The organism is Pseudomonas sp. FEN (assembly GCF_904067045.1).
Taxonomy (GTDB): domain Bacteria; phylum Pseudomonadota; class Gammaproteobacteria; order Pseudomonadales; family Pseudomonadaceae; genus Aquipseudomonas.
Window position 1 is genome coordinate 365,464 of the sequence record NZ_CAJFDC010000014.1, and the last position, 25,607, is coordinate 391,070.

Here is a 25,607-nt window from a genome sequence, read left to right on the forward strand (position 1 = left end):
TTTAGGATTCTTGCCTGAAGTTAGGTGACCTCAAAAATATGAATGCTGCTCATCGGCTGTAACCGCGAGCAGCGTATTTTTATGTCCTCAGAATGAAATGATTAGCTTTTCATTGAGGATCAGTGCCGATGGAAGCTCCTCATTTGCCACGGTTCCTGGGTTACTGACCAAGGATGCGGTCGAGATCAAATACATACCTGGCATCACGCGGTACGAGTATGAAATTGCTTCTTGAGTGGAGACATCCGACGTATTCCGAACGCCACTCGCGGCTACGGCGGATTGCAACTCACGACTCTCCCAGGTTTTACTATAACCCACCGAAATCATATCGAATGGCCGGTTCTCAAACGGCCCAACATAAAATAGGTTGACCGCGACATCCTTGGCAAAAATATTGCGATCTGATGGTGCGGAATCGACTTTTATATCGAAATTTAGCCCCCCGGGGTTATTCTTATTCTTTGTCAGCTGCATCGTAAGGCCAGCATAGCTTGCGTAATTATTACTCGCTGTTTGCCCGTCAAACTTTGTATAGTCTGTAGTATTATAGATAAAGCCGGCCCGGGCCCATACGGGCAGGCTATCGTGCGTCAATCCAGTCCTATACCCGACTTCGTTTATATACAACGGGTTTGTACCCTCTGTACCCCACTTGAAACCTCCAGGATTTTTCTCCAGCTCTATGATTGCACCGGAAGAACTGATACTACGCGCCACGGCGAAATGGTGATAAAAACTCTTCGTCCATGGATCCTTTAGTGTAATTTCTGCTGTCGGTGTTGGCGTGTACACGCTCATACCCACCAGCGCAGGAATTGAACTCTGCAACCCTTGTGCGACGGACCCTGCGTTCCCGGTAAGATTCATGCCTACGAAATCTTGAACCGTTAGCAAGTAGCCGGCTTTGACCTCAATCGCGTTATCAAGCAAGGGTACATCGATGCCCAAGGTGGTCATCGTCGGGCCCATATTAGGCGCCTCCCCCGTTCCACCGCTGGAAGCAATGTGAGAAACGCTGCCGGTAAACTGAGCCCCCAACGGAAATCCGAGTCGGCTCAAATCATAGGTGGCATAGACGGTGCTGATTGCATAACCACTAAGGTTTTGCCCAGCATATTTTTGCGTCGTGGAACCATATCTGTTTTTAATATCGTACTCTACGACGGGAGAAAACGAACCTCGTATGCCCCACCCCGCGTCGGCCAGTTGGTCGCGGAGACCAAGCAGGTTTGGAGAAACTGTATCGCACGTCGACGGCAAATAGATCGTACTCATGATACGCGTGTTATATTTGTCGTATTTTTGACAATCAAAGCTACCTGTTGGAGGTGAGCCGCCAACATCGGGGAGGGCTAAAGACTGCGTTGATTGCGCCGCGGAACCCTCTGCCACCTGCGTACTCTTCTGCGTTTGTGCCTCGGCCCGGGATTCGGACACCCCAAGAAAAGTGAATAAGGATACCAGCGAGACTATCTTAAGCGCTGCACGCCAACTCTGGACAACAACCTTCTGCCGATCATGTATCTGGACCACAGTATCTTCTCCTTATTATTATTTGAGCAGTAGTTATCGCTACCAGCACTCATGATCCGCTCTATGCCTCCAAAAAATAGGTGCATCTATCGCGACATACATCTCGGACTGATTTCTTCCTCGTCGGCGGAAAGAAATAGATACACCTATATCTCGTCGACATATCGATGCCTAATCACTATTGGCTGACGGCAGAGTCATGAGATTCAGACGCAGCGATCCAGGCAGGTCCTGGTGTGGCAGTTGTAGAGAAAGGAGGTAGACCTTGATTACCGTTAAAGACATTGCATTTGTACGCTACCAGGTCACCGATCTGGCGAGCATGGAGCAGTTTTTGCTCGACTTCGGACTGCACCAGGTAGCGCGCACCGAACTGGCCCTGTACATGCGAGCCGCTGGTGCCGAGCACCATTCGCACATCAGTGAACTCGGTGACAGGAGCGCTCCCGTAGGCTTCGGACTGCTGGCACAGTCGCTCGCCGATCTGGAGCGACTCGCCGCGCACCTGGATCTGACCGTCGAGGACAACCCCGACCCCGGTGGCGGCAAGCGTGTTCGCTTCACCGATCCCGCGGGGTTCGTGGTCGACGTGATTCATGGTCAGGCGCGCCATGAGCCCCTGGCGACGCGCGCCCCCCTTGCAATGAATCCGTCAGTGCAGCGGCAGCGATTTGGCGAGAAGGTGCGCGTCGCACGCAGACCGAGTTCGGTCATGCGCTTGGGACATGTTGCGATACTCGTGCCGAACGTTCAGGAGATGCTCGCGTTTTACCACAACGTGCTCGGCTTCCGCGTCTCGGATACCTACTGGGCCGGCAATAAACAGAACACCATCGCCGCATTTCTGCACTGTGGTCTCGGCGAGCAGTGGACCGATCATCACACGATCGCGCTGGTGACTACGCAGGACGGCTTGGCACGTTTCGACCATTGCGCGTTCGAGGTGCTGGATCTGGACGATCTGTTCCAGGGCGGCGAATACCTCAGGGCCCGCAACTACAAACACTCGTGGGGCGTCGGTCGCCATGTTCAAGGCAGCCAGATCTTCGATTACTGGCGTGATCCGTTCGGCAACAAGATCGAGCACTGGACCGACGGAGATCTGGTCAATGACGACATGCCCGTGGGCCACGCCGAAATTTCCAACGAGGAAATGAGCCAGTGGGCTCCCCCACTGATGCCGGATTTCTACGAGTGAGCGTATCGCCGTATATTTTTAAGGAGACCTATTCATGAAGCTTGCGCGCTATACCTACGCCAATACCACTCACACCGATAGCACGACCATCGGCGTTGTTGTTGGCCAGCGCGTCGTACCGCTCTCGATGCTCGATTCCACGGCGCCTGAGACGATTCGCGAAGTGCTCGCCGAAGGACCGGAGTACATCAAGTGGCTGACGCAGCGACTCGAAGGCGCGGCGGGCGGATTGCCGCTCGGCGAAGTCCGTCTCGAGGCACCGATCCCCGATCCGCAGAAGTACCTCGCCATCGGTATGAACTATCACGATCATGCCGAGGAGGCGGCGCGAGCCGGAATCGCGCTGCCGAAGAATCAGCTGTGGTTCAACAAGCAGGTCAGTTGCATCACCGGGCCGTACGATCCAATCTACAAACCGCGAGTCTCGGAGCAGATGGATTACGAAGCCGAGCTAGGCGTCGTGATCGGGCAGCGCTGCCGCTATGTATCCATCGAAGAGGCGGCGAGCGTGGTCGGTGGCTATTTCGTCGCGAACGACGTGACCGCGCGCGACTGGCAGTTCAAGAGCCCTACCTTCACGCTCGGCAAGTCCTTCGACAGTCACGGGCCGATTGGTCCCTGGATCACGACCGCCGATGAGATTGCGGATCCCCACGCGTTGCAGATGAACTTGTGGGTCAATGGCCAACCGCGTCAGAGCACCAGCACCGGTGGGATGATCTACAACATCTGGCAGCAGATCCACGAGCTCACGCAAGTGATGACACTGGAACCGGGCGACCTGATCGCGACGGGCACCTGCGCGAACGTTGGCATTGCACTGGGGAAATTCCTGCAACCCGGGGACGTGGTACGCGTGGAGATCGAGCATCTCGGCCACATCGAGAACACCGTCGCCAACGAACCGGTTAGAGCCGCGCGTAGCAATATGTACCTTGCCCCAACGCAAAGGACCCGATGATGTTCGAAGTCAAATTGCTGATCGATGGAAAGACCGTACCTGCCTTGTCCGGCATCACGTTCGAGCGGCGCAATCCGCTTTCCGAGCAAGTGGTTTCACGCTCCGCCGCGGCGACGGCGCAGGATGCCCGCGCCGCGGTCGATGCGGCAGCACGGGCCTTTGTCTCATGGTCGCAGACGGGCCCCGGCGCGCGTCGCGCGCTGCTTCTGAAAGCGGCCGATGCCGTTGATGCACGGGTTTCACAGTTCATCGAAGCGATGGCGGCGGAAACCGGTGCGAGCGCATCTTGGGGTGGTTTCAATGTCCAGCTTGCGGCAGCGATACTGCGCGAAGCGGCCGCATTAACGACTCAGGTCAGCGGCGAGGTGATTCCTTCGGACCAACCGGGCAGCCTTGCGCTGGCCGTGCGGCAGCCGGCTGGCGTCGTGCTCGGCATGGCGCCGTGGAATGCCCCGGTGATTCTCGGCATGCGTGCGATTGCCGTGCCACTGGCCTGCGGCAATACAGTGGTGTTCAAAGGATCGGAGCTCTGTCCGCACACCCACGGCCTGATTGTGGAGGCGTTGAACGAAGCGGGGTTCCCGCCTGGCGTGGTGAACTTCGTGATCAACGCACCGGCAGATGCGGCGGCAGTGGTCGAAACGATGATTGCGCACCCGGCCGTGCGACGCGTGAACTTCACGGGCTCGACGCGTGTGGGACGAATTATTGCCACCACGTGCGCACAGCACCTCAAACCCGTGGTGCTTGAACTGGGCGGCAAGGCGCCGCTCATCATACTCGACGACGCCAATCTCGAAGCCGCCGTGGACGCGGCGATCTTCGGCGCGTTTGCCAACTCCGGCCAGGTTTGCATGTCGACCGAACGCATCATTGTCGACGCGCGCATCGCCGATGATTTCGTGCGGCATCTTGCGGCCCGCGCGCGCGCGCTGCCGCTTGGCGATCCGCGCGGCAATGATCCGGTGGTGCTTGGCTCCGTGATCGATATGAGCACCGTCGAACGCTGCAATGCGCTGATCGACGATGCGCTGACGAAGGGAGCAACGCTACTGTGCGGCGGCAAGACGAACAACACGCTGATGCCTGCCACCTTGCTGGACCATGTGACGCCGGACATGCGGATTTACCATGAGGAAGCCTTCGCTCCGGTGAAGCCTATCGTGCGGGTCAACGGTGTCGAGGAGGCCATCGCCTGCGCCAATGACAACGAATTCGGTCTATCTGCGGCGGTATTCGGCGGTGATATGGCGCGTGCGCTGGAGGTGGCAAAGCGCATCGAATCGGGCATCTGCCATGTCAATGGCCCGACGGTGCATGACGAGGCGCAGATGCCGTTCGGCGGCGTGAAAGGCAGCGGTTTCGGGCACTTCGGCGGGCGCGCGGGCATACATGAGTTCACCGAGCTGCGTTGGCTGACGCTACAGACGACGCCGCGCCATTACCCCTTCTAAAACCAATAAAATCAGGAGACATCTCATGACATTCGAATTCAAGCCCGGTGTGCGCTATCGCATGCCCGCAGTGTTCGGACCCGCGCCGGGTCCTCGTCAGAAATCCGATGGCAAACTCTGGAGTATGGAAGAAACCGGCACGATGAATGCCCAGTGGATGACCGTGAGCTACCGCACCGAGCGAGCGAGCCTCGAACGCATCCTGCCGCCAGGCTTCGCATTGCGCGGCGAGCCTCAGGTTCATGTGTCGCTGGCCTATTTCCGCAATCTCTATTGGCTGGCCGGACGCGGCTACGGCATTCTCAACGTGGAGGTGCCGGTCGTCTACACCGGGGCTACTGAAACGATCGAAGGTGCGTTCTGCCCGGTTCTGTTTGAGGGTATTCCAGATGCGATCATGACGGGCCGGGAAGAGCTGGGCTTTCCGAAACTGTTTGCGGATATCCCAGACCTGAATATTGATCATGGCGCGGGTACGGCTGGCGGTGAAGCATCGTGGTTTGGCTTCAAGTTCTTCGACATCGAACTGAACGGCCTGAGCGAAACCTCGGGCGACAAGCGGCTTCCCGGTCCTGGAGGCGCGACACTGTTCTATAAATACATGCCACGGACGGGCCCTATGGGCAGCGGTGGATGCGATACTGCCTATGTCACCACCTCGCAACCTCTGCCGGGCGCGCCGGGCGATACCTCGCCGATCAAGTTCAGCGATGCGAATTTCCGCAAGTGGAAGGGAACTGGCGGCTCGGTGAAATGGAATCGCGCAACGTTCGAACAGTTGCCGACCACGTTCCATGTGATCAACGGCTTGGCGGACCTTGAAGTCCTCGAGTATCTTGGCGCGGAGATGATCGAATTCTCCGGGCCGGGCATAGCCGTAAGCGCCAATGTAATTCGGCCAGCGGATTAAGTTCAGATCAATTTCTGGCCTACTGTTTCAGGGGACGCCCGGACAGCTCCCGCAAACAGGTAATAAGCATCTTAAAAGTCGCAATGGACTGGGCCGAATGCTGATGCACTTGATCAGTGATGCTTACACCACTACCCCTTGCTCAACAGCAACTCGACCGGGCTGATCGGCGACAGTATCGCTGGACTGCTGAACGTGCGTGGTCGGCGGCGGTGGCGACGGGATCATCAGCGCCGCATTGGCGCAACTGCCCCGACCACCGACGCGATGCAGCATCCAGCTGGAGGCCAGCGAACGTTCGCGACAAGCGCTGGATCAGGGCATGATCAACCTGCTTATCGACTCCCAGCCACGCCTTCTGGCACGGGAACTGATCGAATTGATGGTGAAACTGCAGGTCCGCCCGGAGTTCGATCCAGCTCGACAGCGAATCCACGTGCCACTACAGATTATGACATCAGAAAACTCTCGAAGCTGATGTTGCTTGAAGCCAAACTGCAGATACCTAGTTGCCCCGTTTTCTACGCAATTTCACCCTGACCGGTGTAAGGTGCTCATGCGGCAATACCGTTCCAACTGCAGAGAACCCTTAGCCTGCACTGGGAGTTCGGGAGTTGAACGTCGAACAGTCTCGTCCCCTTCGCTGATAGAAATACGCTTCGTCGGGACAGCGATCCAATCATCACGGTCGGTGGATTAATATCCTCATCAACAGCCAAGCTGCTGATGTTGGACATCGACAACCGACTTGCTACTTAAATATAACGCAAAATCGATTGTCGCAAATTAACCTATATCACTGTCCGCGACCCGCTTCACACGATCAGTGAGAACGCCGGACACATCAAACAGGGCCCGGCCAAGCTGAGAGCCCAAGGCCCACACTGATCAAGACGACTCCGACGTTCAGCCTGAAACACGATTTTTTGGGTATTTGCAAATGCAACTCCGACACCACAGCGCATTGGATGAACCCATACGATTCGGTTCGTCAGATACAAACCCTAAACTATATGTTCGGGGACAAAATGGCATAATATGCCAATGGTCGAAAGAACCTGTTTGCCGAAAGCTGGAGCTCATTATGGCGACGCGAAACGTCGTGCTCACCCCTCACCAGGAACAGGTTATCCAGGATCTGATGCAGTCCGGCCGTTATCAGAATGCCAGCGAAGTGATGCGAGAAGGTTTGCGGCTATTGGAGCAACGCATCGCCGAAGACACCGCCAAAATTGAGGCACTGCGTCAGGCGACTTCGATCGGCATCATGGACCTTGAGCACGGGCGCTTCACTCAGGTGCGCGAAGGGGATCTGGAACACTACCTCGACAGGTTGAGCCTGGAGGCAACCCTCCCTGCGAGGGAGAAACACTGAGCATGCCGCAGCATCGGATTTCCAACGCGGCTCGCGCCGACATTGTCGACATCCTCAGGTTATCCAGACGCAGTTCGGCGATCAGGCACGCTAGCGTTACCAAGTGCTGATCCTCACAGCGCCGCAAGCGATTGCCGGCACGCCTTATCGCATTGGCAGCCACGAACGCGATGAGCTTGCACCGCGCCTTCGCAGCTATCACCTCATCTACTCACGCCAGCAGGCTAAACACCCCCCATGGAACAGTCAAAAGCCCGCGCCATGTCGTGCTCTATCGCGCGGCAAACAACGACGTGATCGAGGTCGTCCGACTCCTTCATGACGCCATGGAAGTGCAGTTGCACGCCCCTCGCGACCAGCGCCCTGGCAACATCGCGCAGAGCACGAGCATCTCGTAAGCTAATTTCAGGATAGGTACCGAGAGAAATACGGGGTTGCTTTTCCACCCAGGAAAAGCGGAAGAGCCAGTACTTGGCGCCTTTCGCATTCACGAAAAGAGCGAGGCCGTTGTAGTCAGGGAGGGTGTAGTCCTAGGCACGAGGTTTGCCGTGTCGGACCGCGGTATCGGTGAAGGCCATCGTACAGTCTCCGTCTCGTTTGGATGGAGGAGATTTGTACGGTTTCCAGCGAGGCGAGTGCCACGAAAAAGTGATTTACCAAATGCCAAATTGATGTACTAAAAAATCGTGGCTAGGTGTGGTGTCGAGTGGAACCTACCGGAAACAAAAAAAGAGACCTAAGTCTCTTTTTTCAATTTCTACAGACTTCAATGGAAGCCAATAGAACAATAATTGGAGCGGGAAACGAGACTCGAACTCGCGACCCCGACCTTGGCAAGGTCGTGCTCTACCAACTGAGCTATTCCCGCGTCTTGGTGATGCGCATTGTATAGAATCCACGCCTCACGTCAACCCCTTGATTCAAAATAGTTTTATTTCTTTTCAGGATTTTCCGCATTGATCTTCAAATGCGGCCACGCCGCCCGCAGATACTGCAGCATCGACCACAGGGTCAACACCGCCGCCGCCATCAGCAAGGCATAGCCCACCAGCACCCAGAAACTGAAGTCCGAGGGATTGGCCAGCAAGATCACCAACGCCAGCATCTGCGCCGCGGTTTTCCATTTGCCCATGTTGGAGACGGCGACCTGCGCCCGCGCGCCCAGCTCGGCCATCCACTCGCGCAGGGCCGATACGACAATCTCACGACCGATGATCACCGCCGCCGGCAAGGTCAACCACAGGTTGCCATGCTCCTGCACCAGCAACACCAGGGCCACGGCCACCATCAGCTTGTCGGCCACCGGATCGAGGAACGCGCCGAACGGCGTGCTCTGCTCCAGGCGACGCGCCAGGTAACCGTCCAGCCAATCCGTCGCCGCCGCGAAGGCAAACACCGAACTGGCCGCCATGTAACTCCACTGGTAAGGCAGGTAAAACAGCAAAATGAAAATCGGAATGAGTACAACGCGCAGAACGGTGATCAGATTAGGGATATTCATCGGCACAACTGGCTACGAGGTGAGAAGGCATTCTACTCGCTGTGCAGGCTTGCATAAATCGACTCAGCGAGCTTTTTACTGATCCCAGGTGCTTTGGCGATCTCGTCGATGCTGGCACGGGACAGCTCCTGCAATCCACCAAAATGTTTCAATAGTTCGCGACGACGCTTCGGCCCCACCCCCGCCACCCCTTCCAGGGTCGAGGTACGACGGGTCTTGCCACGTCGCGCCCGGTGCCCGGTAATAGCAAAGCGGTGAGCTTCATCGCGGATCTGCTGGATCAGGTGCAGGGCCGGCGAATCACCTTTCAAAGTGAACTCATGGGCCGCATCGTTGAGGTACAGGGTTTCGAAACCGGCCTTGCGCGTCGCCCCCTTGGCCACGCCGAGCAGGATCAGGTCCGGGACCGCCAGCTCATTGAGCACGTCGCGGGCCATGGACAACTGGCCCTTGCCACCGTCCACCAGCAGGATGTCCGGCAACTTGCCCTCGCCATCCTTCAGCTTGCTGAAGCGCCGGGTCAGCGCCTGGTGCATCGCCGCATAATCGTCTCCGGCGGTGACGCCTTCGATGTTGTAACGACGATAATCGGACTTGAGCGGGCCTTCCGGGCCAAATACCACACAGGATGCTACCGTCGCCTCGCCACTGGAGTGACTGATGTCATAGCACTCCAGGCGCTGCGGTGGATCTTCCAGGTTCAGTACCTCGGCCAGGGCCTCGAAGCGCGCCGCCATATGCTGACGGTCAGCCAGGCGCGCGCCCAAAGCCTGTTCGGCATTGGTCACCGCCAACTGCTGCCAGCGTGCCCGCGTGCCACGCACCCGATGACTGATGCTCAGTTCACGCCCGCGCAACTCATTGATCGCGGCGACCAGGGTCGGGAAGTCCTCGTGGACCACGTTGACGATCAATTCGCTCGGCAGATCGCGCTCGGGACTGCCGATGAAGTACTGGCCGAGAAACGCCACCAGCACTTCGGACACATCCTCTTCGATACCGACCTGCGGGAAGAAGTTCTTGCTGCCCAATACCCGCCCTCCGCGCACGCTGATCAGGTGCACGCAGGCGCCGCCCGGATTGATGAAGGCCGCGACCACGTCGACATCGCCGGTACCACCTTCCATGCTCTGCTGGTCCTGGACCCGGCGCAGCAGCGAGATCTGGTCGCGCAACTCAGCGGCCCGCTCGAAATCGAGGGTACTGGCCGCCAACTCCATGCCGGCGTTCAACTCGTCGGTCAGGGCATTGCTGCGGCCTTCGAGGAACATCACCGAATGGCGCACGTCCTCGGCATACACCTGCGGCTCCACCAGCCCGACACAAGGTCCCTTGCAGCGCTTGATCTGGTATTGCAGGCAGGGCCGGGTGCGATTCTTGTAATAACTGTCCTCGCACTGGCGGACCAGGAAGGTCTTTTGCAGCAGACTCAGGCTTTCACGAATCGCCCCGGCACTCGGGTAAGGCCCGAAATACTTGCCCTTGGCTTTCTTCGCCCCACGGTGGATGCTCAGACGCGGATAATCGCCGTCGGAGAGAAAGACGTAGGGGTAGGATTTATCATCGCGCAGCAGGATATTGTAAGGCGGCCGCCATTCCTTGATCAGCGTCTGCTCCAGCAGCAGCGCCTCGGTCTCATTGGCGGTGATGGTGGTTTCCACCTGGGCGATACGCCCCACCAGAGCCGCGGTTTTCGGCGCCAGGCCGGTCTTGCGGAAATAGCTGGCCAGGCGCTTTTTCAGGTTCTTGGCTTTGCCCACATAGAGCAGGCGTGCGTCACCGTCGAACATGCGGTAGACGCCGGGGCGGCCACTGCAGGTCGACAGGAAGGCACTGGAATCGAACAGGTCAGTCATTGTCAGCCGGCATCGACCATGCCGTGGCGAACCGCCAGGAGCGTCAACTCGACATCGCTGCTGACCGAGAGCTTCTCGAAAATCCGATAGCGGTAGGTATTCACGGTTTTCGGCGACAGGCAGAGCTTGTCGGAGATGATCTGGACTTTCTGGCAGCCGACAATCATCAGCGCAATCTGGATCTCGCGCTCGGACAAGGCATCGAACGGCGAGTCACTGGCCGGCTGGAAGGACTTGAGCGCCAACTGCTGGGCAATCTGCGGACTGATATAGCGCTGCCCGGAAAACACCAGGCGAATGGCCTGGACCATCTCCGCCAGGCCCGCGCCCTTGGTCAGGTAACCCGCCGCACCGGCTTGCAGCAAGCGCGTGGGGAACGGGTCCTCTTCACAGACGGTCACCGCCACCACCTTGATATCCGGGTGACTGCGCAACAACTTGCGCGTGGCCTCCAGGCCGCCAATGCCTGGCATCTTGACGTCCATCAGGACCACATCGGGCTTGAGCTCGCGCGTCTTGAGCAATGCCTCCTCTCCCGATTCAGCCTGCCCCACGACCTGTAAACCGTCGATGTCCGCCAACATCCGCGTAATGCCTGTACGCACAAGATCATGGTCATCGACTACTAGCACCCTAATCAAGCAGACACCTCACGAATTTGGTCTTATCAGGTTATTGACCACCTTAGCAAAAAACCGGAGGTCTGACCTAGCAACAAGCGTCACATAAAAGTGCCAATGCGCTATAAGCGCTTGCCGGACGGCCAGCGTGCTTCGATCAGAAATGAAGTGACTCAGGAGTCACGAGAGCCGGCTCGGCCTTTTGTCATATAAGGCGCGGCGGTTTCAGCCAGGGTTGTGGTCAATCGATTGATCGCTTCCTGATCCTCCTTTTGCAGCACCCGGTAGTTACCCAGCACTCTCTCTTCCAGTTGGCTGAGATTGTCCAATTGTATGGGTGTCGGCTGCCCAGTCAGCACGTAAAGCACATCGACACCCCGCGCGGCCACGCGGGACAGATAGTCGGCCTTCGGCGCGCGGTCACCACTTTCATATTTGCCCTGGGCGTTGGCCTCAACGCCGCCGATTTCACCAAAAGCCTTCTGCGACAAACCCAGTCGCTCTCTCTCTTGCCGCAATCGCGAACCAATTCCACTCATTTGGATGTAAGATCCCATTTTAAACACCCTTCAGGGTGGTACACTCAACAAGCATTGAACACATTTGAACGGTTTTGAACTATGCCCGGTATTCGCACCGCTGCACAAGCCAAGGCTTGGCTGGAACACCAAGGAAAATCGGTTCAGGAGTTTGCGCGCGAGCATGGCGTCGACCCGGCAACCACCTATCAAGTGCTCGCTGGGCGAAAAAAGGGACGGCGTGGGGAAGCCCATAAAGTCGCGGTCCTGCTGGGCATGAAGGACGGAATCATCCCATCCGACACCGACAAATCGAGCGAGTAATTCCTGACTTTCCGGGTTCAGTATGCACCTCATTCGGCAGCACGTAGGACTATTCCCAAAGTATTGTCAGGAGTTGCCAGATATAGGTTTTAAGGCGGCAAGGCTCATGCGCAAAAAGCACTCGTCCTCACCCACTACAACCAGGCCCTGACGCCGATACAGCCGCTGGGCCGGATTGCTTTTGAACACAGTCAGCCGTAGCTCCTGACGTCCTTCGCGGACGGCGATCTCCAGCGCCCGCCCGATCAACCAACTGCCCAGGCCCTGGCCTCGTCCCGACTCGACCAGTTGCAACTCGCGGATGTACAGCGCCCTGGCATCGCGACTGAAACTGACAAAGCCCAGCACCTGCTCGCCGTCACACAACAGCTCGTTCTGCCGTCCGGCCCAGGCCAGGTCGAATGCCTCATCCAACCAGAGCAGGTCGTACTCACAGTAGTAAGCCATCATGTTCGCGCGCGTGAGTTGCCGCGCGAACGCCAGGTCCGCATCCAGCGCCGGGCGAAAACGCCAGCGCCCGCTCACAAGCCTGTCACCGGCACCACCGCCCCAGACCATTGACCGGCGAATCGGTGCCCGATCACCAACACATCACCCTCGCCCTCCGCCACCACCACCTGCTGTCCGCCAGCCGCCCACAGCGCACTGCGCCCCGCCGACGGCCAGCCTCCCGTCATACCACCATGATTGGCCATCAGCACGGCCATCCCGTGCGCCCGAGCATAGCCCTGCAACAAGGCGGTATCGGGCCCATAACCGTTCGCAGTGATCAACACACTGGCGGCGTAAAGATTAGCCTCAGATTGCGCAGCCTGTAGCGGATGACTGGCGTGGGAAAAGTCAGCGCAAACCGCCAGAGCGATACGCTCAACAGCGATTGTCAATAGCTCACCGCCGCTTCCCGCGGTAAAGGCAACCTCTTCGCCAGCATGCAGGTGTTGCTTGCTGTATACCTGCAACGAGCCGTCGGCGCCGAATGTCAGCGCGCCGATCAGCACCGGTCCGTCGGCGCGCAGGCGGATCGGCATGCCCACTACCGTCACCAGTCGCAGCTCCCGGGCCAACTCACGCAACGGTGCCAATACCGGGGCGTCCGGGGTAATCGCCAGCTCGGCCGCCAGGCCGCGCTCATAGCCGGTCAACGACAACTCGGGGAACAGCAGGAACTCCACGCCCCGCTCCGCGGCCTGACGCATGAAGGTCAGGTGCCTGGCGATATTGGCCTGCAGGTTCCCTGGAATCGAGACGGATTGGGCGGCGGCAAGGGTGAATGCAGTCATGAGCAGTCCTGACAATCAGATCGGAAATATCCGCCGAGTGTGTCATAAACGTCTGAGGCATTTAAACGATAGGAGCCCGCTGCTCGGCCTCATTGAATTTTCCGATTGAACAAGACGATGCCGCTCTAGTAAGCTCAATGACATTCCCACGGAGTTGCACCATGCACCTGACTCAATCCCAGCTTCGCCACACCGCCAGCGCCCCGCGCTCGGTCGCGGCTGCCCGGATGAGCACGGTCGGCAACTGCGTGAGCTTTTATTTTGGGTATTGGTTTAGCCACTGGCGCGCCTGATACCCAACCGGCGCCCACTGCTTCAGGGGTCGCCTACCAGAGAATTCTCACCCCCCGGTCGGCTTCCCGACCGGGGGTTTTGTTTTTCAAGGCCCCCACATTTTGCAACTGACTGTTTGAATCGAGGATTACCGACATGAACCACAACATCTATTACCGCTACGACATCACCAGCGCCTGGCGATTTAGCAACCTCCGCTCGGGACAGCACGCCGCCTCCGAACGGTCACGCACAGGTGGCACGCACACACTCACAGCCAGTCCGGTTGATTGTCGAACACCCCAGTAGGGCCGCGCGCGGGAAGCCCCCGCCGCCAGCCCAGGAAGCCCGAACATGAATTCTTCTCTCTCTGCCCTGCCAGCATCCGCCCTGCCATCGGCCAACGAGCCGCTGACCCAGCGCCTGCCCAGCACGCTGCAACTCAAGCAGCACCTGCCCCTCAATGCCAGCCTGGACGAACAGGTCGAGCGCCACCGCCGCGCCGTGCGCGCCATCCTCAACGGTGAGGACCCGCGTCTGTTGGTGATTGTCGGCCCCTGCTCGATCCATGACCCACGATCGGCCCTGGAATACGCAGGCAAGCTGGCCAACCTGGCCAGCGAGATCAACGACCAGATGCTCCTGGTGATCCGCGCCTACATCGAGAAGCCCCGCACCACGGTGGGTTGGAAAGGCCTGGCCTACGACCCGCACCTGGACGGCAGCGACGACATGGCTGGCGGCCTGGCCCTGTCCCGTGAACTGATGCGCGAGATGCTGCGCCTGGGCCTGCCGATTGCCACCGAACTGCTGCAACCCATGGCCGCCGGCTATGTCGATGACCTGCTGAGCTGGGTCGCCATTGGCGCACGGACCACGGAATCGCAGATCCACCGGGAAATGGCCAGCGGCCTGCCGATGCCGGTGGGTTTCAAGAATGGCACCGACGGCGGCGTCGGCATCGCCGCGGATGCCATGCGTTCGGCAGCCCACGCCCACCGACATTTTGGCGTCGACAGCCAGGGCCACCCGGCGATTGTCCAGACCCAGGGCAACCCGGACACCCACCTGGTGCTGCGCGGCGGCCATCGCGGGCCCAACTACGACGCCCACAGCGTGGCCCAGGTGCGGGCCAGCCTGGCCAAACAGTCGATTGCCGCGCGGATCATGGTCGATTGCAGCCACGCCAACAGCGGCAAGGACCCGCTGCGCCAGCCGGCGGTCTTCGCCGATGTGCTGGAGCAGCGTCTGCGTGGCGACCGTTCGCTGGTTGGCATGATGCTCGAGAGCCACTTGTTCGAAGGTTGCCAGGCGTTGAGCGCGAACCTGCGCTATGGGGTGTCGATCACCGATGGCTGCCTGGGTTGGGAGGCGACCGAACAGTTGCTGCGTGGGGCGGCCGAACAGTTGCGTGAGCAGCAGTTGGCGGAAGTGGTCGGCGCCTGAAAAACCATTATCGCCGGCAAGCCCAGACACAGGAGACCGCGCAACCTTGTGGTGAGCGGCTTGCCCGCGCTGGGCGGCGAAGCGCCCCTAAAACCTGCGAACGCGGAACATCAGGTAAATCGAGATGAGCGATTTTGCGACGGCTTCGCAGCCGAGCGCGGGCAAGCCCGCTCGCCACAGGTCGACACAGCGCGGCGCCCGGAACTTTTGCCGGGAAAATCTGGCCTGAATCCGGTAATCTCAGCACTTTATTGAAAGGAGTATCACCCCATGGCCAAAGCCACTGCCCGTCACATCCTGGTTGCCAGCGAAGCCAAGTGCAACGAACTCAAGGCCCAGATCGAAGGCGGCGCCGATTTCGCCGAAGTCGCCAAGGCGAATTCCACCTGCCCGTCCAGCCGCGACGGCGGTAACCTCGGTTCGTTCGGCCCGGGCCAGATGGTCAAGGAGTTCGATACCGTGGTTTTCAGCGCCCCGGTCAATACCGTACAAGGCCCGGTGAAAACCCAGTTCGGTTACCATCTGCTGGAAGTGACCAGTCGCCAGGACTGATCCTCCCCGCCCCCGTGGCGAGGGGGCTTGCCCTGATGCTGCTCAGTCAAGGTCGAACACGGCCGTGGGAACCGAGCTTGCTCGCGAAGAGGCCCTTGAAGCCGCTAAAAGCTTCGCGGCGGTGCGGCGATCCGACAAGCACCGCTCCCACAGCGTGTTCGATGCCCTGTTTCCTTGGCTGAATGACATCGGAGCATCCCCCCTCGCCACGGCGTATGCTCTTGCCGATACACCGAACCGGCTTCTAAGGCTGAAGATGCGACTGGCCCTATCCCTGCTACTCACTACCCTGACCCTGTTTCCCGGCCTGTCCGCCAACGCAGCCCCCGCGCAGCACGCATTGACGGTCTACGGCGAACCGGCCAAGTACCCCGCCGGCTTCAGCCACTTCAACTACACCAACCCGCGCGCGCCCAAGGGCGGCAGCCTGCGCCGCTCGGCCATCGAGATCGGCCAGTTCGACCATATCCTGCCCTATGTCGACAAAGGCACCGGCGTCACCCAGATCGACGGCTGGATCTACTCCCCGCTGGCCGTGCGCTCCCTGGACGAGCCCTACACCGTCTACGGTCTGGTGGCGGAAAAAATGCAGCGCAGCGATGACGGTCTGTCCCTGCGCTTCTACCTGAACCCCAAGGCCCGCTTCGCCGACGGCACCCCCATCGGCGCCGAAGACGTGCGCTACACCTACAACCTGCTGATGACCCAGGGCAGCCTCAGCTATCGCATGCAGTTCGAAGCGGTCAAAGACGTCGAAGTCGAATCGCCGACCCAGATCCGCTTCGACTTCAAGAACACCGACAACCGCTCGCTGCCACTGGATCTCGCCAGCTTGCCGGTGTTGCCGGAGCACTGGTGGAAGACCCGCGACTTCGCCGACGGCGGCGGTTATGAAGCCCCGCTGGGCAGCGGCCCCTATCGGGTGAGCAAGATCGACTCCGGGCGCAGCATCACCTTCACCCGCAATGCCGACTGGTGGGGCAAGGACCTGCCGGTCAGCCGCGGGCTCTACAACTTCGACCGTTTCACCATCGAGTACTTCGGCGACACCGACGTCGCCCGCCAGGTCCTGCGTGGCGGCGCCTATGACTACAACCGCGAGTTTTCCGCCACTGGCTACTCCATTGGCTACAACAGCCCGGCCCTCAGCGATGGCCGCCTGCAGAAGGCCCATCTGGCACAGGAGGCGCCGCAAGCCGCCCAGGGCTACCTGTTCAACCTGCAAAATCCGCTGTTCCAGGACCGCCGGGTGCGCGAGGCCCTGGCCATGCTCTGGGACTTCGAATGGAGCAACCGGCAGATGATGCGCAATATGTACATCCGCCAGCAGAGCTTCTTCTCCAACACCGCCCTGGCCGCGCGGCAGTTGCCCGACCAGGCGGAACTGGCGATCCTCGAACCACTGCGCGGACAGATTCCCGACGAAGTTTTCAACCAAGTCTTCGAAGCGCCGAAAACCGACGCCAGCGGCAACCTGCGGGACAAGCAGCTGCAAGCCCTGGCCCTGCTGGAACAGGCTGGCTGGAAACCCGACGGCGACCGTTTGGTCAACGCCCAGGGCGAACCGCTGAGCTTCACCTTCCTCAACGCCCAGAACGGCATGGAGCGACTGCTGTTGCCGTACAAGCGCAACCTGGCGCAGATCGGCATCCACATGGATATCCGCCGCATCGACGCCTCACAGTACGTCAACCGCCTCAAGGCCCGCGACTATGACATGATCGTCAGCGGCTACCCGGTCACCACCTCGCCGGGCATCGAACTGTACAACTACTTTGGTTCCGCCGCGGCCAACGACCCCGGATCGAGTAATTTCATGGTCCTGAAAAACCCTGCCGTGGACAGCCTGATCAACGGCCTGATCAAGGCCGATACACAAGCGCGGATGCTCAGCTACGCACATGCTCTGGACCGGGTACTGCAATGGAACTACTACTGGATTCCCAACTATTACCCGCCGGGCGCTTCGACGGTCTGGTGGAACCGCTTCGGCATCCCCAGGGAGCAGGCCAGCAATGACCCTGCCGTCGAAACCTGGTGGGAAGTCAGCCCGACCCCACTGACCAACGAACAGATGAGCGCCGAACTGATCAAGCGCGGCAGTTCCGGAGGACAGCACTGATGCTGGCGTATACCCTGCGGCGGCTGCTGTTGATCATCCCGACGCTGCTGATGATCCTGCTGGTCAACTTCGTCATCGTCCAGGCCGCGCCAGGCGGGCCGGTGGAACAGGCCATCGCCCGCTTGCAGGGCATCGGCGGCGGTGGCGCCCTGGGCGGTGGCGGCGACACCGTGCAGGGCGCCTCGCGAGCCAGTCGTGGCCTGGATCCCAAGCTGATCGCGGACATCGAGCGCCAGTACGGTTTCGACAAACCGGCCCCCGAGCGCTTCTGGCTGATGCTCAAGCGCTACGCCAGCCTGGATTTCGGCAAGAGCTTCTTTCGCGGCGCCGACGTCACCGACCTGATCCTCGACAAGATGCCGGTGACCATTTCCCTCGGGCTCTGGGCGACGCTGATCACTTATCTGGTGTCGATCCCCCTGGGCATCCGCAAGGCGACCCACAATGGCAGCCGCTTCGATGTCTGGAGCAGCACCGCCATCGTCATCGGCTACGCCATGCCGGCATTCCTGTTCGCCATGCTGCTGATCGTCGCGTTCGCCGGCGGCACCTCGCTGAACTGGTTCCCGGTGCGCGGGCTGGTGTCGGAGAACTTCGACCAGCTCTCGACCCTGGGCAAGATCGCCGACTACTTCTGGCATCTGGTGCTGCCGGTTACCTCGCTGGTGATCGGCGGTTTCGCCACCCTGACCATGCTCACCAAGAACTCCTTCCTCAATGAAATCACCCGCCAGTACGTAGTCACGGCCCGGGCCAAGGGCATGAGCGAACGGCGCGTGCTTTACGGCCATGTGTTTCGCAACGCCATGCTGCTGGTGGTCTCGGGTATCCCCCAGGCCTTTATCAGTGTGTTCTTCGCCGGCTCGCTGCTGATCGAAGTGATTTTTTCCCTCGACGGCCTGGGCCGCCTGAGCTACGAAGCCGCGGTGTCGCGCGATTATCCCGTGGTGTTCGGCTCACTGTTTATCTTCACCCTGTTCGGCCTCCTGATAAAACTCGTCGGCGACCTCTGCTACACCCTGGTCGACCCACGCATCGACTTCGCCTCAAGGAATGCCTGATGCTCAGACTCTCGCCCGTGAGCCGGCGCCGGCTCGAGCGTTTCAAGGCCAACCGGCGTGGCTGGTGGTCGCTGTGGTTGTTCACCGCGCTGTTCGTCCTGAGCCTGGGTGGCGAACTGATCGCCAACGACAAGCCGCTGGTGCTCAGCTACCAGGGCTCGCTGTATTTCCCGGTGTTCAAGCGCTATACCGAACGGGAGTTCGGCGGCCAGTTACCGTTCCAGGCCGACTACCGTAGCGACTACGTGCGCCAATTGATCACCAAGGATGGTGGCTGGATGCTGTTCCCACCGATCCCGTTCAGTGCCGATACGCCCAACTACGACCTCAACAAGCCGGCCCCCAGCCCACCCACCCGGGAGAACTGGCTGGGCACCGACGACCAGTCCCGGGATGTACTCGCACGGGTGATCTTCGGCGCCCGGGTATCGATTCTGTTCGCCCTCGCCCTGACCGCCGTCAGTGCTCTGATCGGCGTCTCCGCCGGCGCCCTGCAGGGCTACTACGGCGGTTGGGTCGACCTGCTCGGCCAACGCCTGCTGGAAGTCTGGTCCGGTCTGCCGGTGCTGTACCTGCTGATCATCCTGTCCGGCTTCGTCGAACCGAATTTCTGGTGGTTGCTGGGCATCATGGCGCTGTTCTCCTGGCTGGCCCTGGTCGACGTGGTGCGCGCCGAGTTCCTTCGCGGACGCAACCTGGAATACGTCAAGGCCGCCCGGGCCCTGGGCCTGACCGACCGCAAGATCATCCTGCGGCACATCCTGCCCAACGCCATGAACGCCACCCTGACCTACCTGCCGTTCATTCTCACCGGGGCCATTTCGACCCTGACCGCGCTGGACTTCCTCGGCTTCGGCATGCCCGCCGGCAGCGCCTCCCTGGGCGAACTGATCGGCCAGGGCAAGCAGAACCTGCAAGCACCCTGGCTGGGCTTCACCGCCTTCTTCACCCTGGCATTGATCCTCTCCCTGCTGGTGTTTGTCGGCGAAGCGCTGCGCGACGCCTTCGACCCCCGCTCATGAACCAGGCGCCCGAGATGACCGACAACCTGATTGAAATCCGCCACCTCAACGTCGCCTTCAACGGCCAGCCGGCGGTACGCGACCTGAGCCTGGATATCCGCCCCGGCGAATGCCTGGCGCTGGTCGGCGAGTCCGGCTCGGGCAAGTCGGTGACCGCGCACTCGATCCTGCAACTGCTGCCACGCACTGGCTGCCAGTCCAGCGGCAGCGTGCGCTATCGCGGCCAGGAACTGCTGGGAGCCGATGACAGCCTCTTGCGCGCCCTGCGTGGTGACCGGATCGCGATGATCTTCCAGGAACCGATGACCTCCCTCAACCCGCTGCACAGCGTCGAAAAACAGATCGGCGAGACCCTGCTGCTGCACAAGGGCCTCGCCGGCAAGGCGGCCCGGGCACGGATTATCGAACTGCTGGAACTGGTGGGCCTGCAGAATCCCCGGGAACGCCTCAAGGCCTATCCCCATCAGCTCTCCGGCGGGCAACGCCAGCGCGTGATGATCGCCATGGCCCTGGCCTGCGAGCCGCAATTGCTGATCGCCGATGAACCGACCACCGCCCTCGACGTCACGGTGCAGCGCAAGATCCTCTCGCTGCTCAGATCACTGCAGCAACGCCTGGGCATGTCGCTGCTGCTGATCAGTCACGATCTCAACCTGGTACGCAGCATCGCCCAGCGGGTCTGCGTGATGAAGGCCGGGGAGATTGTCGAACAGGCGGACTGCGAAACCCTGTTCCAGCATCCCACCCATCCCTACAGCCATCTGCTGCTGGACGCCGAGCCAGCGGGCAAGCCACTGCCGATGGATGATCGCGAGGTGGTATTGCAGGTTGAGGACATGCATGTACGCTTCCAGATCGCCGGCGGCTTGTTCCAGCGCAAGGAGTACTTGCGCGCGGTGGATGGCGTCAGCCTCAGCGTGCAGCGCGGCAAGACCCTGGGCATCGTCGGCGAGTCCGGCTCCGGTAAGTCCACCCTTGGCCAGGCGATCCTGCGCCTGTTGGATTCCACAGGCAGCATCCGTTTCCAGGGCCAGGCCCTCGACGGCCTCAACCAGAGACAGCTACGGCCCTGGCGCAAGCAGATGCAGGTGGTGTTCCAGGACCCGTTCGGCAGCCTCAGCCCGCGCATGTCGGTGGCCCAGATCATCAGCGAGGGCCTGGAGGTACACAGCGCCAACACCCCCGCCGAGTGCGAAGCCCAGGTGATTCGCGTACTGGAAGAGGTCGGTCTCGACCCGCAGAGCCGTCACCGCTACCCCCATGAGTTTTCCGGCGGCCAGCGCCAGCGTATCGCTATTGCCCGCGCCCTGGTGCTCAAGCCGGCGCTGATCCTGCTGGACGAGCCGACCTCGGCGCTGGATCGCACGGTGCAGAAACAAGTAGTCGCCCTGCTGCGCGACCTCCAGGAAAAATACGACCTGACCTACCTGTTCATCAGCCATGATCTGTCGGTGGTGCGTGCCCTGGCCCATGACCTGATCGTGATCAAGGACGGTCAGGTGATCGAGCGCGGCAGCACCTGCGCGGTGTTCGACGCGCCACAGCATCCCTATACTCGGGAACTGCTTGCCGCCACCCGGCCAGTCCCGACCTGATCGATCGCCGCCGCGCCGGCAACGGACATCCGCCATGACCGATACCGAAAGCCTCAAGGACTACCAGCAAGTTCGCCTGCTGGCGATTCGTTCGTTGTTTGAAATCATCGAGCAATCCAGCGAAGGCACGGTGATCGTCGACCGCGACGCCAACATCGTCTGGATGAACGAGCGCTACGCCCGACGCTTCGGCCTGGCCAGTGCCGGCGAAGCCATCGGCCGCGCCTGCGAAAGCGTGATTCCCGGCAGCCTGCTGCGCGAGGTGGTACGCACCGGCCACCCGATCCTGCTCGACCTGCAAGACACGCCCAAGGAACCTCTGGTGGTCATGCGCCTGCCGATCCACGATGGCGCCGGCGCGGTGATCGGCGCCATCGGCTTCGCCCTGTTCGACGAACTGCGCAGCCTGTCGCCGCTGCTCAAGCGCTACCAGAGCATGCAGGCCGAACTGGCCTCGACCCGCTCGCTGCTGCGCTCGCGACAGACCAAATACAACTTCGCCCATTTCATTGGCACCAGCGCCGCGAGCCTGGAAGTCAAGCGCCGGGCCCGACGCGGTGCCAGCAGCGACTCGCCGGTCCTGCTACTGGGGGAAACCGGCACCGGCAAGGAACTGCTCGCCCAGGCGATTCACAGCGCCTCGCCGCGGGCGCACAAAGCCTTTGTCAGCATCAACAGCGCGGCGATTCCGGAGACCTTGCTGGAGGCCGAGTTCTTTGGCACCGCGCCGGGGGCCTTCACCGGCGCGGATCGCAAGGGCCGCCCCGGCAAGTTGCAGATCGCCCAGGGCGGCACCTTGTTTCTCGATGAAATCGGCGATATGCCGCTGCCTCTGCAAAGCAAGTTGTTGCGGGTATTGCAGGAGAAGGAGTTCGAGCCGGTGGGCTCCAACGAGGTGCTGCGCAGCGATGTACGGGTGATCGCCGCCACCTCCAGCGACCTTGAGGCGGCCATCCAGCGCGGCGAGTTTCGCGCCGACTTGTATTACCGGCTCAACGTGCTGCCGATCCAGGTACCGCCCTTGCGCGAACGCCTGGAGGATCTGCCGGCGCTGAGCGAGGCGATTCTCGAAGAGCTGCGCAGCCACCATGAACTGGCGACCGAGGCCCTGGAGTTGCTGGGCCGGCACGCCTGGCCGGGGAATGTCCGCGAGCTGCGCAATGTACTGGAGCGGGCGGCCCTGTTGAGCGATACGCAGGTTTTGAGCGCGGCCGATATTCGCGGGGCGATTGGTACCTTCAGACCGTTCGAACGGCCACAGGGACAGGCCCTGGAGCCGCAGGGCAACGAGACGTTCAGCGCGGCACGGGAGCGTTTTGATCGACAGTTGATCGAGACGACTCTTGCGCAGTGTGCAGGAAAAGTGGAAGACGCCGCACACAGGCTGGGCTTGGGTAGATCGACCCTGTACAAGAAAATGCTTGCCTTGGGTCTCTCTCAATCTCAACAGAGAGACAGCAATCCCAAAATAGAGACTATCTCCTGTGGGAGCGGAGCTTGCCCGCGAAGAACGATAACGCGGTCTCCCTGAAACACCGCGTGGCCCGTATTCGCGGGCAAGCTCCGCTCCCACAGGAAGTCGGGGGGGCCTGACAGCCGGGACACCCTCCGGTTCAACTCGACAACCAAACTGTCTCACTTCAGAGACAATCTCATAATCCATCGCTATAACAAAACAATAAATCCCTTTAGTTTCAACAACTTAAATAAATGGCACAAAACTGGCAACCCCCACAGGAGATTCAGACCTAACCTACAAAAATAACAATTTGGAGACACACCATGAGTGTGATCATCGCCCTTGCGGCGCTGGCGTTACTGATGCTGGCCGCCTACCGTGGCTACAGCGTCATCCTGTTTGCCCCCATCGCCGCCCTCGGCGCCGTCCTGCTCACCGACCCGTCCGCCGTCGCTCCCGCCTTCACCGGAGTGTTCATGGAGAAAATGGTCGGCTTCGTCAAACTCTACTTCCCGGTATTCCTGCTCGGCGCCGTGTTCGGCAAGCTGATCGAGCTGTCCGGGTTCTCGCGCGCCATCGTCGCCGCCGCCATCCGCCTGTTCGGCACCCGTCAGGCGATGCTGGTGATCGTGCTGGTCTGCGCCTTGCTCACCTACGGTGGCGTCTCGCTGTTCGTGGTGGTGTTCGCGGTCTACCCGTTTGCCGCCGAGATGTTTCGCCAGAGCGATATCCCCAAGCGCCTGATCCCGGCCACCATTGCCCTCGGCGCGTTCTCCTTCACCATGGACGCCCTGCCCGGCACGCCGCAGATCCAGAACATCATTCCCAGCACCTTCTTCAATACCACCGCCTGGGCCGCGCCCTGGCTGGGGCTGATCGGTACGCTCTTCGTGTTCTGCGCCGGCATGCTGTTCCTGCAACGCCAGCGCAACCGCGCCCAGCGCGCGGGCGAAGGCTACGGCACGGAACTGCGCAACGAACCGGAAACCGCCGAGGATATCCAGCTGCCCAACCCCTGGGTCGCCCTCTCGCCGCTGTTGCTGGTCGGCATCATGAACCTGCTGTTCACCCACTGGATCCCACTCTGGTACGGCAAGACCCACACCCTCAGCCTGGCGGGCATGAGCACGCCGGTACAGACCGATATCGCCAAGCTCACCGCCATCTGGGCGGTGCAGGCCGCGCTGCTGGTGGGCATCATCATGGTCTTGTTGTTCGGCTTCCGGGCCATTCGCGGCAAACTCGCCGAAGGCAGCAAGAGCGCGGTCGGCGGTGCCCTGCTGGCGGCGATGAACACCGCCTCGGAATACGGCTTCGGCGCGGTCATCGCCTCGCTGCCGGGTTTCCTGGTGCTGGCCGACTGGCTCAAGAGCATTCCCAATCCGCTGGTCAACGAGGCCATCACCGTCACCCTGTTGGCCGGGATCACCGGTTCCGCCTCGGGCGGCATGAGCATCGCCCTGGCGGCGATGGCCGACAGCTTCATCAGCGCCGCGCATGCCGCGAATATCCCGCTGGAAGTCCTGCACCGGGTCGCGGCCATGGCCAGCGGCGGCATGGACACCCTGCCCCACAACGGCGCGGTGATCACCCTGCTGGCCGTCACCGGGCTGACCCACCGGGAAGCCTACAAGGATATTTTCTGCATTACCCTGATCAAGACCCTGGCGGTCTTCGTGGTGATTGCAACGTTCTATGCCACTGGCATCGTGTGAGGAATCGACAATGAGTCTCAAAGGTAAAACCGCCCTGGTCACCGGCTCCACCAGTGGCATCGGCCTGGGTATCGCCCTGGGCCTGGCCCGGGCCGGCGCCGACCTGGTGCTCAACGGCTTTGGTGATGCCAGCGCGGTGGTCGCGCAGGTCAAGCAGTTTGGCGGGCGGGTCGGCCATCATCCGGCCGATGTCGGCGACCCGGCGCAGATCGCCGAGATGTTCGCCTATGCCGAGCGCGAGTTCGGTGGCGTGGATATTCTGGTCAACAATGCCGGTATCCAGCATGTGGCCAGCGTGGAAGAGTTCCCGGTGGAACGCTGGGACGCGATCATCGCCATCAACCTGTCGTCGGTGTTCCACAGCACGCGCCTGGCGCTGCCGGGGATGCGCGCCAGGGGTTGGGGGCGGATCGTCAACATCGCCTCGGTGCATGGCCAGGTCGGTTCGGTGGGCAAGGCCGCCTATGTGGCGGCCAAGCATGGGGTGATCGGCCTGACCAAGGTGGTCGGCCTGGAAACCGCCACCAGCAACGTCACCTGCAATGCCCTCTGCCCGGGCTGGGTGCTCACCCCACTGGTGCAGAAACAGATCGACGACCGCGCCGCCAGCGGGGTCGATCCGCAACAGGCACAACACGATCTGCTAGCGGAGAAGCAACCGTCGCTGGAGTTCGTCACCCCGTCACAGCTGGGCGAGCTGGTGCTGTTCCTGTGCAGCGAGGCCGCCAGCCAGGTGCGCGGCGCGGCGTGGAATATCGATGGGGGCTGGTTGGCACAATAGTTGATTGCCTGAGATCGGATCTCGAAAACAGCCCATGACTTGTGGGAG

22 protein-coding genes, 1 tRNA gene and 4 pseudogenes are annotated in these 25,607 nt (G+C 60.7%); 18 read left to right on the plus strand and 9 right to left on the minus strand.

Annotated features, from left to right (window positions below; translation table 11 throughout):
• Window positions 1–87: 87 nt before the first annotated feature.
• Complete coding sequence (locus PFEN_RS18075) at window positions 88–1,536, minus strand: carbohydrate porin (protein ID WP_191488163.1); 1,449 nt, start codon at window positions 1,534–1,536, stop codon at window positions 88–90.
• A 265-nt stretch (window positions 1,537–1,801) separates the two neighbouring features.
• Here PFEN_RS18075 and PFEN_RS18080 point away from each other — a divergent pair, with 265 nt between their 5' ends.
• From PFEN_RS18080 to PFEN_RS30685, 8 genes and pseudogenes are all read left to right on the plus strand, one after another.
• Window positions 1,802–2,734, plus strand: a complete 933-nt coding sequence (locus PFEN_RS18080; RefSeq protein WP_191488164.1) for a VOC family protein — start codon at window positions 1,802–1,804, stop codon at window positions 2,732–2,734.
• Between the two features lie 34 nt (window positions 2,735–2,768).
• Window positions 2,769–3,695, plus strand: a complete 927-nt coding sequence (locus tag PFEN_RS18085; protein ID WP_191488165.1) for a fumarylacetoacetate hydrolase family protein — start codon at window positions 2,769–2,771, stop codon at window positions 3,693–3,695.
• A complete protein-coding gene (locus PFEN_RS18090) occupies window positions 3,695–5,149 on the plus strand; it encodes an aldehyde dehydrogenase (protein WP_191488166.1) in 1,455 nt (484 codons plus the stop codon). The genes PFEN_RS18085 and PFEN_RS18090 overlap by 1 nt, the downstream gene beginning before the upstream one ends.
• 25 nt (window positions 5,150–5,174) lie before the next feature.
• Window positions 5,175–6,059, plus strand: coding sequence for an acetoacetate decarboxylase family protein (locus tag PFEN_RS18095; RefSeq protein WP_191488167.1), 885 nt, complete (start codon window positions 5,175–5,177; stop codon window positions 6,057–6,059).
• 19 nt (window positions 6,060–6,078) lie between these two features.
• Window positions 6,079–6,254: pseudogene (locus PFEN_RS30675) on the plus strand (AraC family transcriptional regulator); the annotation flags it as partial.
• A gap of 1 nt (window position 6,255) precedes the next feature.
• Window positions 6,256–6,537, plus strand: a pseudogene (locus tag PFEN_RS30680) (LacI family transcriptional regulator); the annotation flags it as partial.
• Window positions 6,538–7,143: 606 nt separating this feature from the next.
• Window positions 7,144–7,434: a type II toxin-antitoxin system ParD family antitoxin gene (locus tag PFEN_RS18100; protein WP_191488168.1), complete on the plus strand. Its 291-nt coding sequence runs from the start codon at window positions 7,144–7,146 to the stop codon at window positions 7,432–7,434.
• A 2-nt stretch (window positions 7,435–7,436) separates the two neighbouring features.
• Window positions 7,437–7,832, plus strand: a pseudogene (locus PFEN_RS30685) (type II toxin-antitoxin system RelE/ParE family toxin).
• A gap of 3 nt (window positions 7,833–7,835) precedes the next feature.
• Here PFEN_RS30685 and PFEN_RS31070 read toward each other — a convergent pair.
• The 6 genes and pseudogenes from PFEN_RS31070 to PFEN_RS18130 all read right to left on the minus strand — a co-directional run.
• A pseudogene (locus PFEN_RS31070) lies at window positions 7,836–7,925 on the minus strand (integrase); the annotation flags it as partial.
• A 301-nt stretch (window positions 7,926–8,226) separates the two neighbouring features.
• Window positions 8,227–8,302: transfer RNA gene (locus PFEN_RS18110), tRNA-Gly, on the minus strand.
• A gap of 63 nt (window positions 8,303–8,365) precedes the next feature.
• On the minus strand, window positions 8,366–8,935 hold the full coding sequence (pgsA, locus tag PFEN_RS18115; RefSeq protein WP_191488169.1) for a CDP-diacylglycerol--glycerol-3-phosphate 3-phosphatidyltransferase: 570 nt from the start codon (window positions 8,933–8,935) through the stop codon (window positions 8,366–8,368).
• Between the two features lie 32 nt (window positions 8,936–8,967).
• Entirely contained in the window at window positions 8,968–10,791 is a 1,824-nt protein-coding gene (gene uvrC, locus PFEN_RS18120) for an excinuclease ABC subunit UvrC (RefSeq protein ID WP_191488170.1), read from the minus strand.
• Between the two features lie 2 nt (window positions 10,792–10,793).
• Entirely contained in the window at window positions 10,794–11,432 is a 639-nt protein-coding gene (uvrY, locus tag PFEN_RS18125; protein WP_100939313.1) for a UvrY/SirA/GacA family response regulator transcription factor, read from the minus strand.
• A 152-nt stretch (window positions 11,433–11,584) separates the two neighbouring features.
• Window positions 11,585–11,950: a helix-turn-helix domain-containing protein gene (locus tag PFEN_RS18130; RefSeq protein ID WP_191488222.1), complete on the minus strand. Its 366-nt coding sequence runs from the start codon at window positions 11,948–11,950 to the stop codon at window positions 11,585–11,587.
• Window positions 11,951–12,031: 81 nt separating this feature from the next.
• Between PFEN_RS18130 and PFEN_RS18135 the strand changes: the two genes are divergently transcribed.
• Window positions 12,032–12,253: a DNA-binding protein gene (locus PFEN_RS18135; RefSeq protein WP_103495327.1), complete on the plus strand. Its 222-nt coding sequence runs from the start codon at window positions 12,032–12,034 to the stop codon at window positions 12,251–12,253.
• 66 nt (window positions 12,254–12,319) lie between these two features.
• On the opposite strand, the gene PFEN_RS18140 is transcribed toward PFEN_RS18135, so the two are convergent.
• Window positions 12,320–12,778, minus strand: a complete 459-nt coding sequence (locus PFEN_RS18140) for a GNAT family N-acetyltransferase (RefSeq protein ID WP_224770999.1) — start codon at window positions 12,776–12,778, stop codon at window positions 12,320–12,322.
• Window positions 12,775–13,533, minus strand: coding sequence for a carbon-nitrogen hydrolase family protein (locus PFEN_RS18145; RefSeq protein ID WP_191488172.1), 759 nt, complete (start codon window positions 13,531–13,533; stop codon window positions 12,775–12,777). The genes PFEN_RS18140 and PFEN_RS18145 overlap by 4 nt, the downstream gene beginning before the upstream one ends.
• A gap of 627 nt (window positions 13,534–14,160) precedes the next feature.
• Between PFEN_RS18145 and PFEN_RS18150 the strand changes: the two genes are divergently transcribed.
• From PFEN_RS18150 to PFEN_RS18190, 9 genes are all read left to right on the plus strand, one after another.
• Window positions 14,161–15,252, plus strand: a complete 1,092-nt coding sequence (locus PFEN_RS18150; protein ID WP_191488173.1) for a 3-deoxy-7-phosphoheptulonate synthase — start codon at window positions 14,161–14,163, stop codon at window positions 15,250–15,252.
• Window positions 15,253–15,522: 270 nt separating this feature from the next.
• The gene (locus PFEN_RS18155) at window positions 15,523–15,804 is read left to right on the plus strand and encodes a peptidylprolyl isomerase (protein WP_191488174.1); all 282 of its coding nucleotides are present in this window, start codon (window positions 15,523–15,525) and stop codon (window positions 15,802–15,804) included.
• 256 nt (window positions 15,805–16,060) lie between these two features.
• Window positions 16,061–17,926 carry an extracellular solute-binding protein gene (locus PFEN_RS18160; protein ID WP_191488175.1) on the plus strand — a complete coding sequence of 622 codons (1,866 nt, stop codon included), beginning with the start codon at window positions 16,061–16,063 and terminating at the stop codon, window positions 17,924–17,926.
• Window positions 17,926–18,987, plus strand: a complete 1,062-nt coding sequence (locus tag PFEN_RS18165; RefSeq protein ID WP_191488176.1) for a microcin C ABC transporter permease YejB — start codon at window positions 17,926–17,928, stop codon at window positions 18,985–18,987. The genes PFEN_RS18160 and PFEN_RS18165 overlap by 1 nt, the downstream gene beginning before the upstream one ends.
• On the plus strand, window positions 18,987–20,009 hold the full coding sequence (locus PFEN_RS18170) for an ABC transporter permease (protein WP_191488177.1): 1,023 nt from the start codon (window positions 18,987–18,989) through the stop codon (window positions 20,007–20,009). The genes PFEN_RS18165 and PFEN_RS18170 overlap by 1 nt, the downstream gene beginning before the upstream one ends.
• 14 nt (window positions 20,010–20,023) lie before the next feature.
• The gene (locus PFEN_RS18175; RefSeq protein ID WP_191488178.1) at window positions 20,024–21,604 is read left to right on the plus strand and encodes an ABC transporter ATP-binding protein; all 1,581 of its coding nucleotides are present in this window, start codon (window positions 20,024–20,026) and stop codon (window positions 21,602–21,604) included.
• 34 nt (window positions 21,605–21,638) lie between these two features.
• Window positions 21,639–23,135 carry a sigma-54 interaction domain-containing protein gene (locus PFEN_RS18180; protein WP_191488179.1) on the plus strand — a complete coding sequence of 499 codons (1,497 nt, stop codon included), beginning with the start codon at window positions 21,639–21,641 and terminating at the stop codon, window positions 23,133–23,135.
• A 251-nt stretch (window positions 23,136–23,386) separates the two neighbouring features.
• Window positions 23,387–24,778: a GntP family permease gene (locus tag PFEN_RS18185; RefSeq protein ID WP_191488180.1), complete on the plus strand. Its 1,392-nt coding sequence runs from the start codon at window positions 23,387–23,389 to the stop codon at window positions 24,776–24,778.
• 10 nt (window positions 24,779–24,788) lie between these two features.
• Window positions 24,789–25,559 carry a 3-hydroxybutyrate dehydrogenase gene (locus tag PFEN_RS18190; RefSeq protein WP_191488181.1) on the plus strand — a complete coding sequence of 257 codons (771 nt, stop codon included), beginning with the start codon at window positions 24,789–24,791 and terminating at the stop codon, window positions 25,557–25,559.
• The last annotated feature ends 48 nt before the right edge of the window (window positions 25,560–25,607 follow it).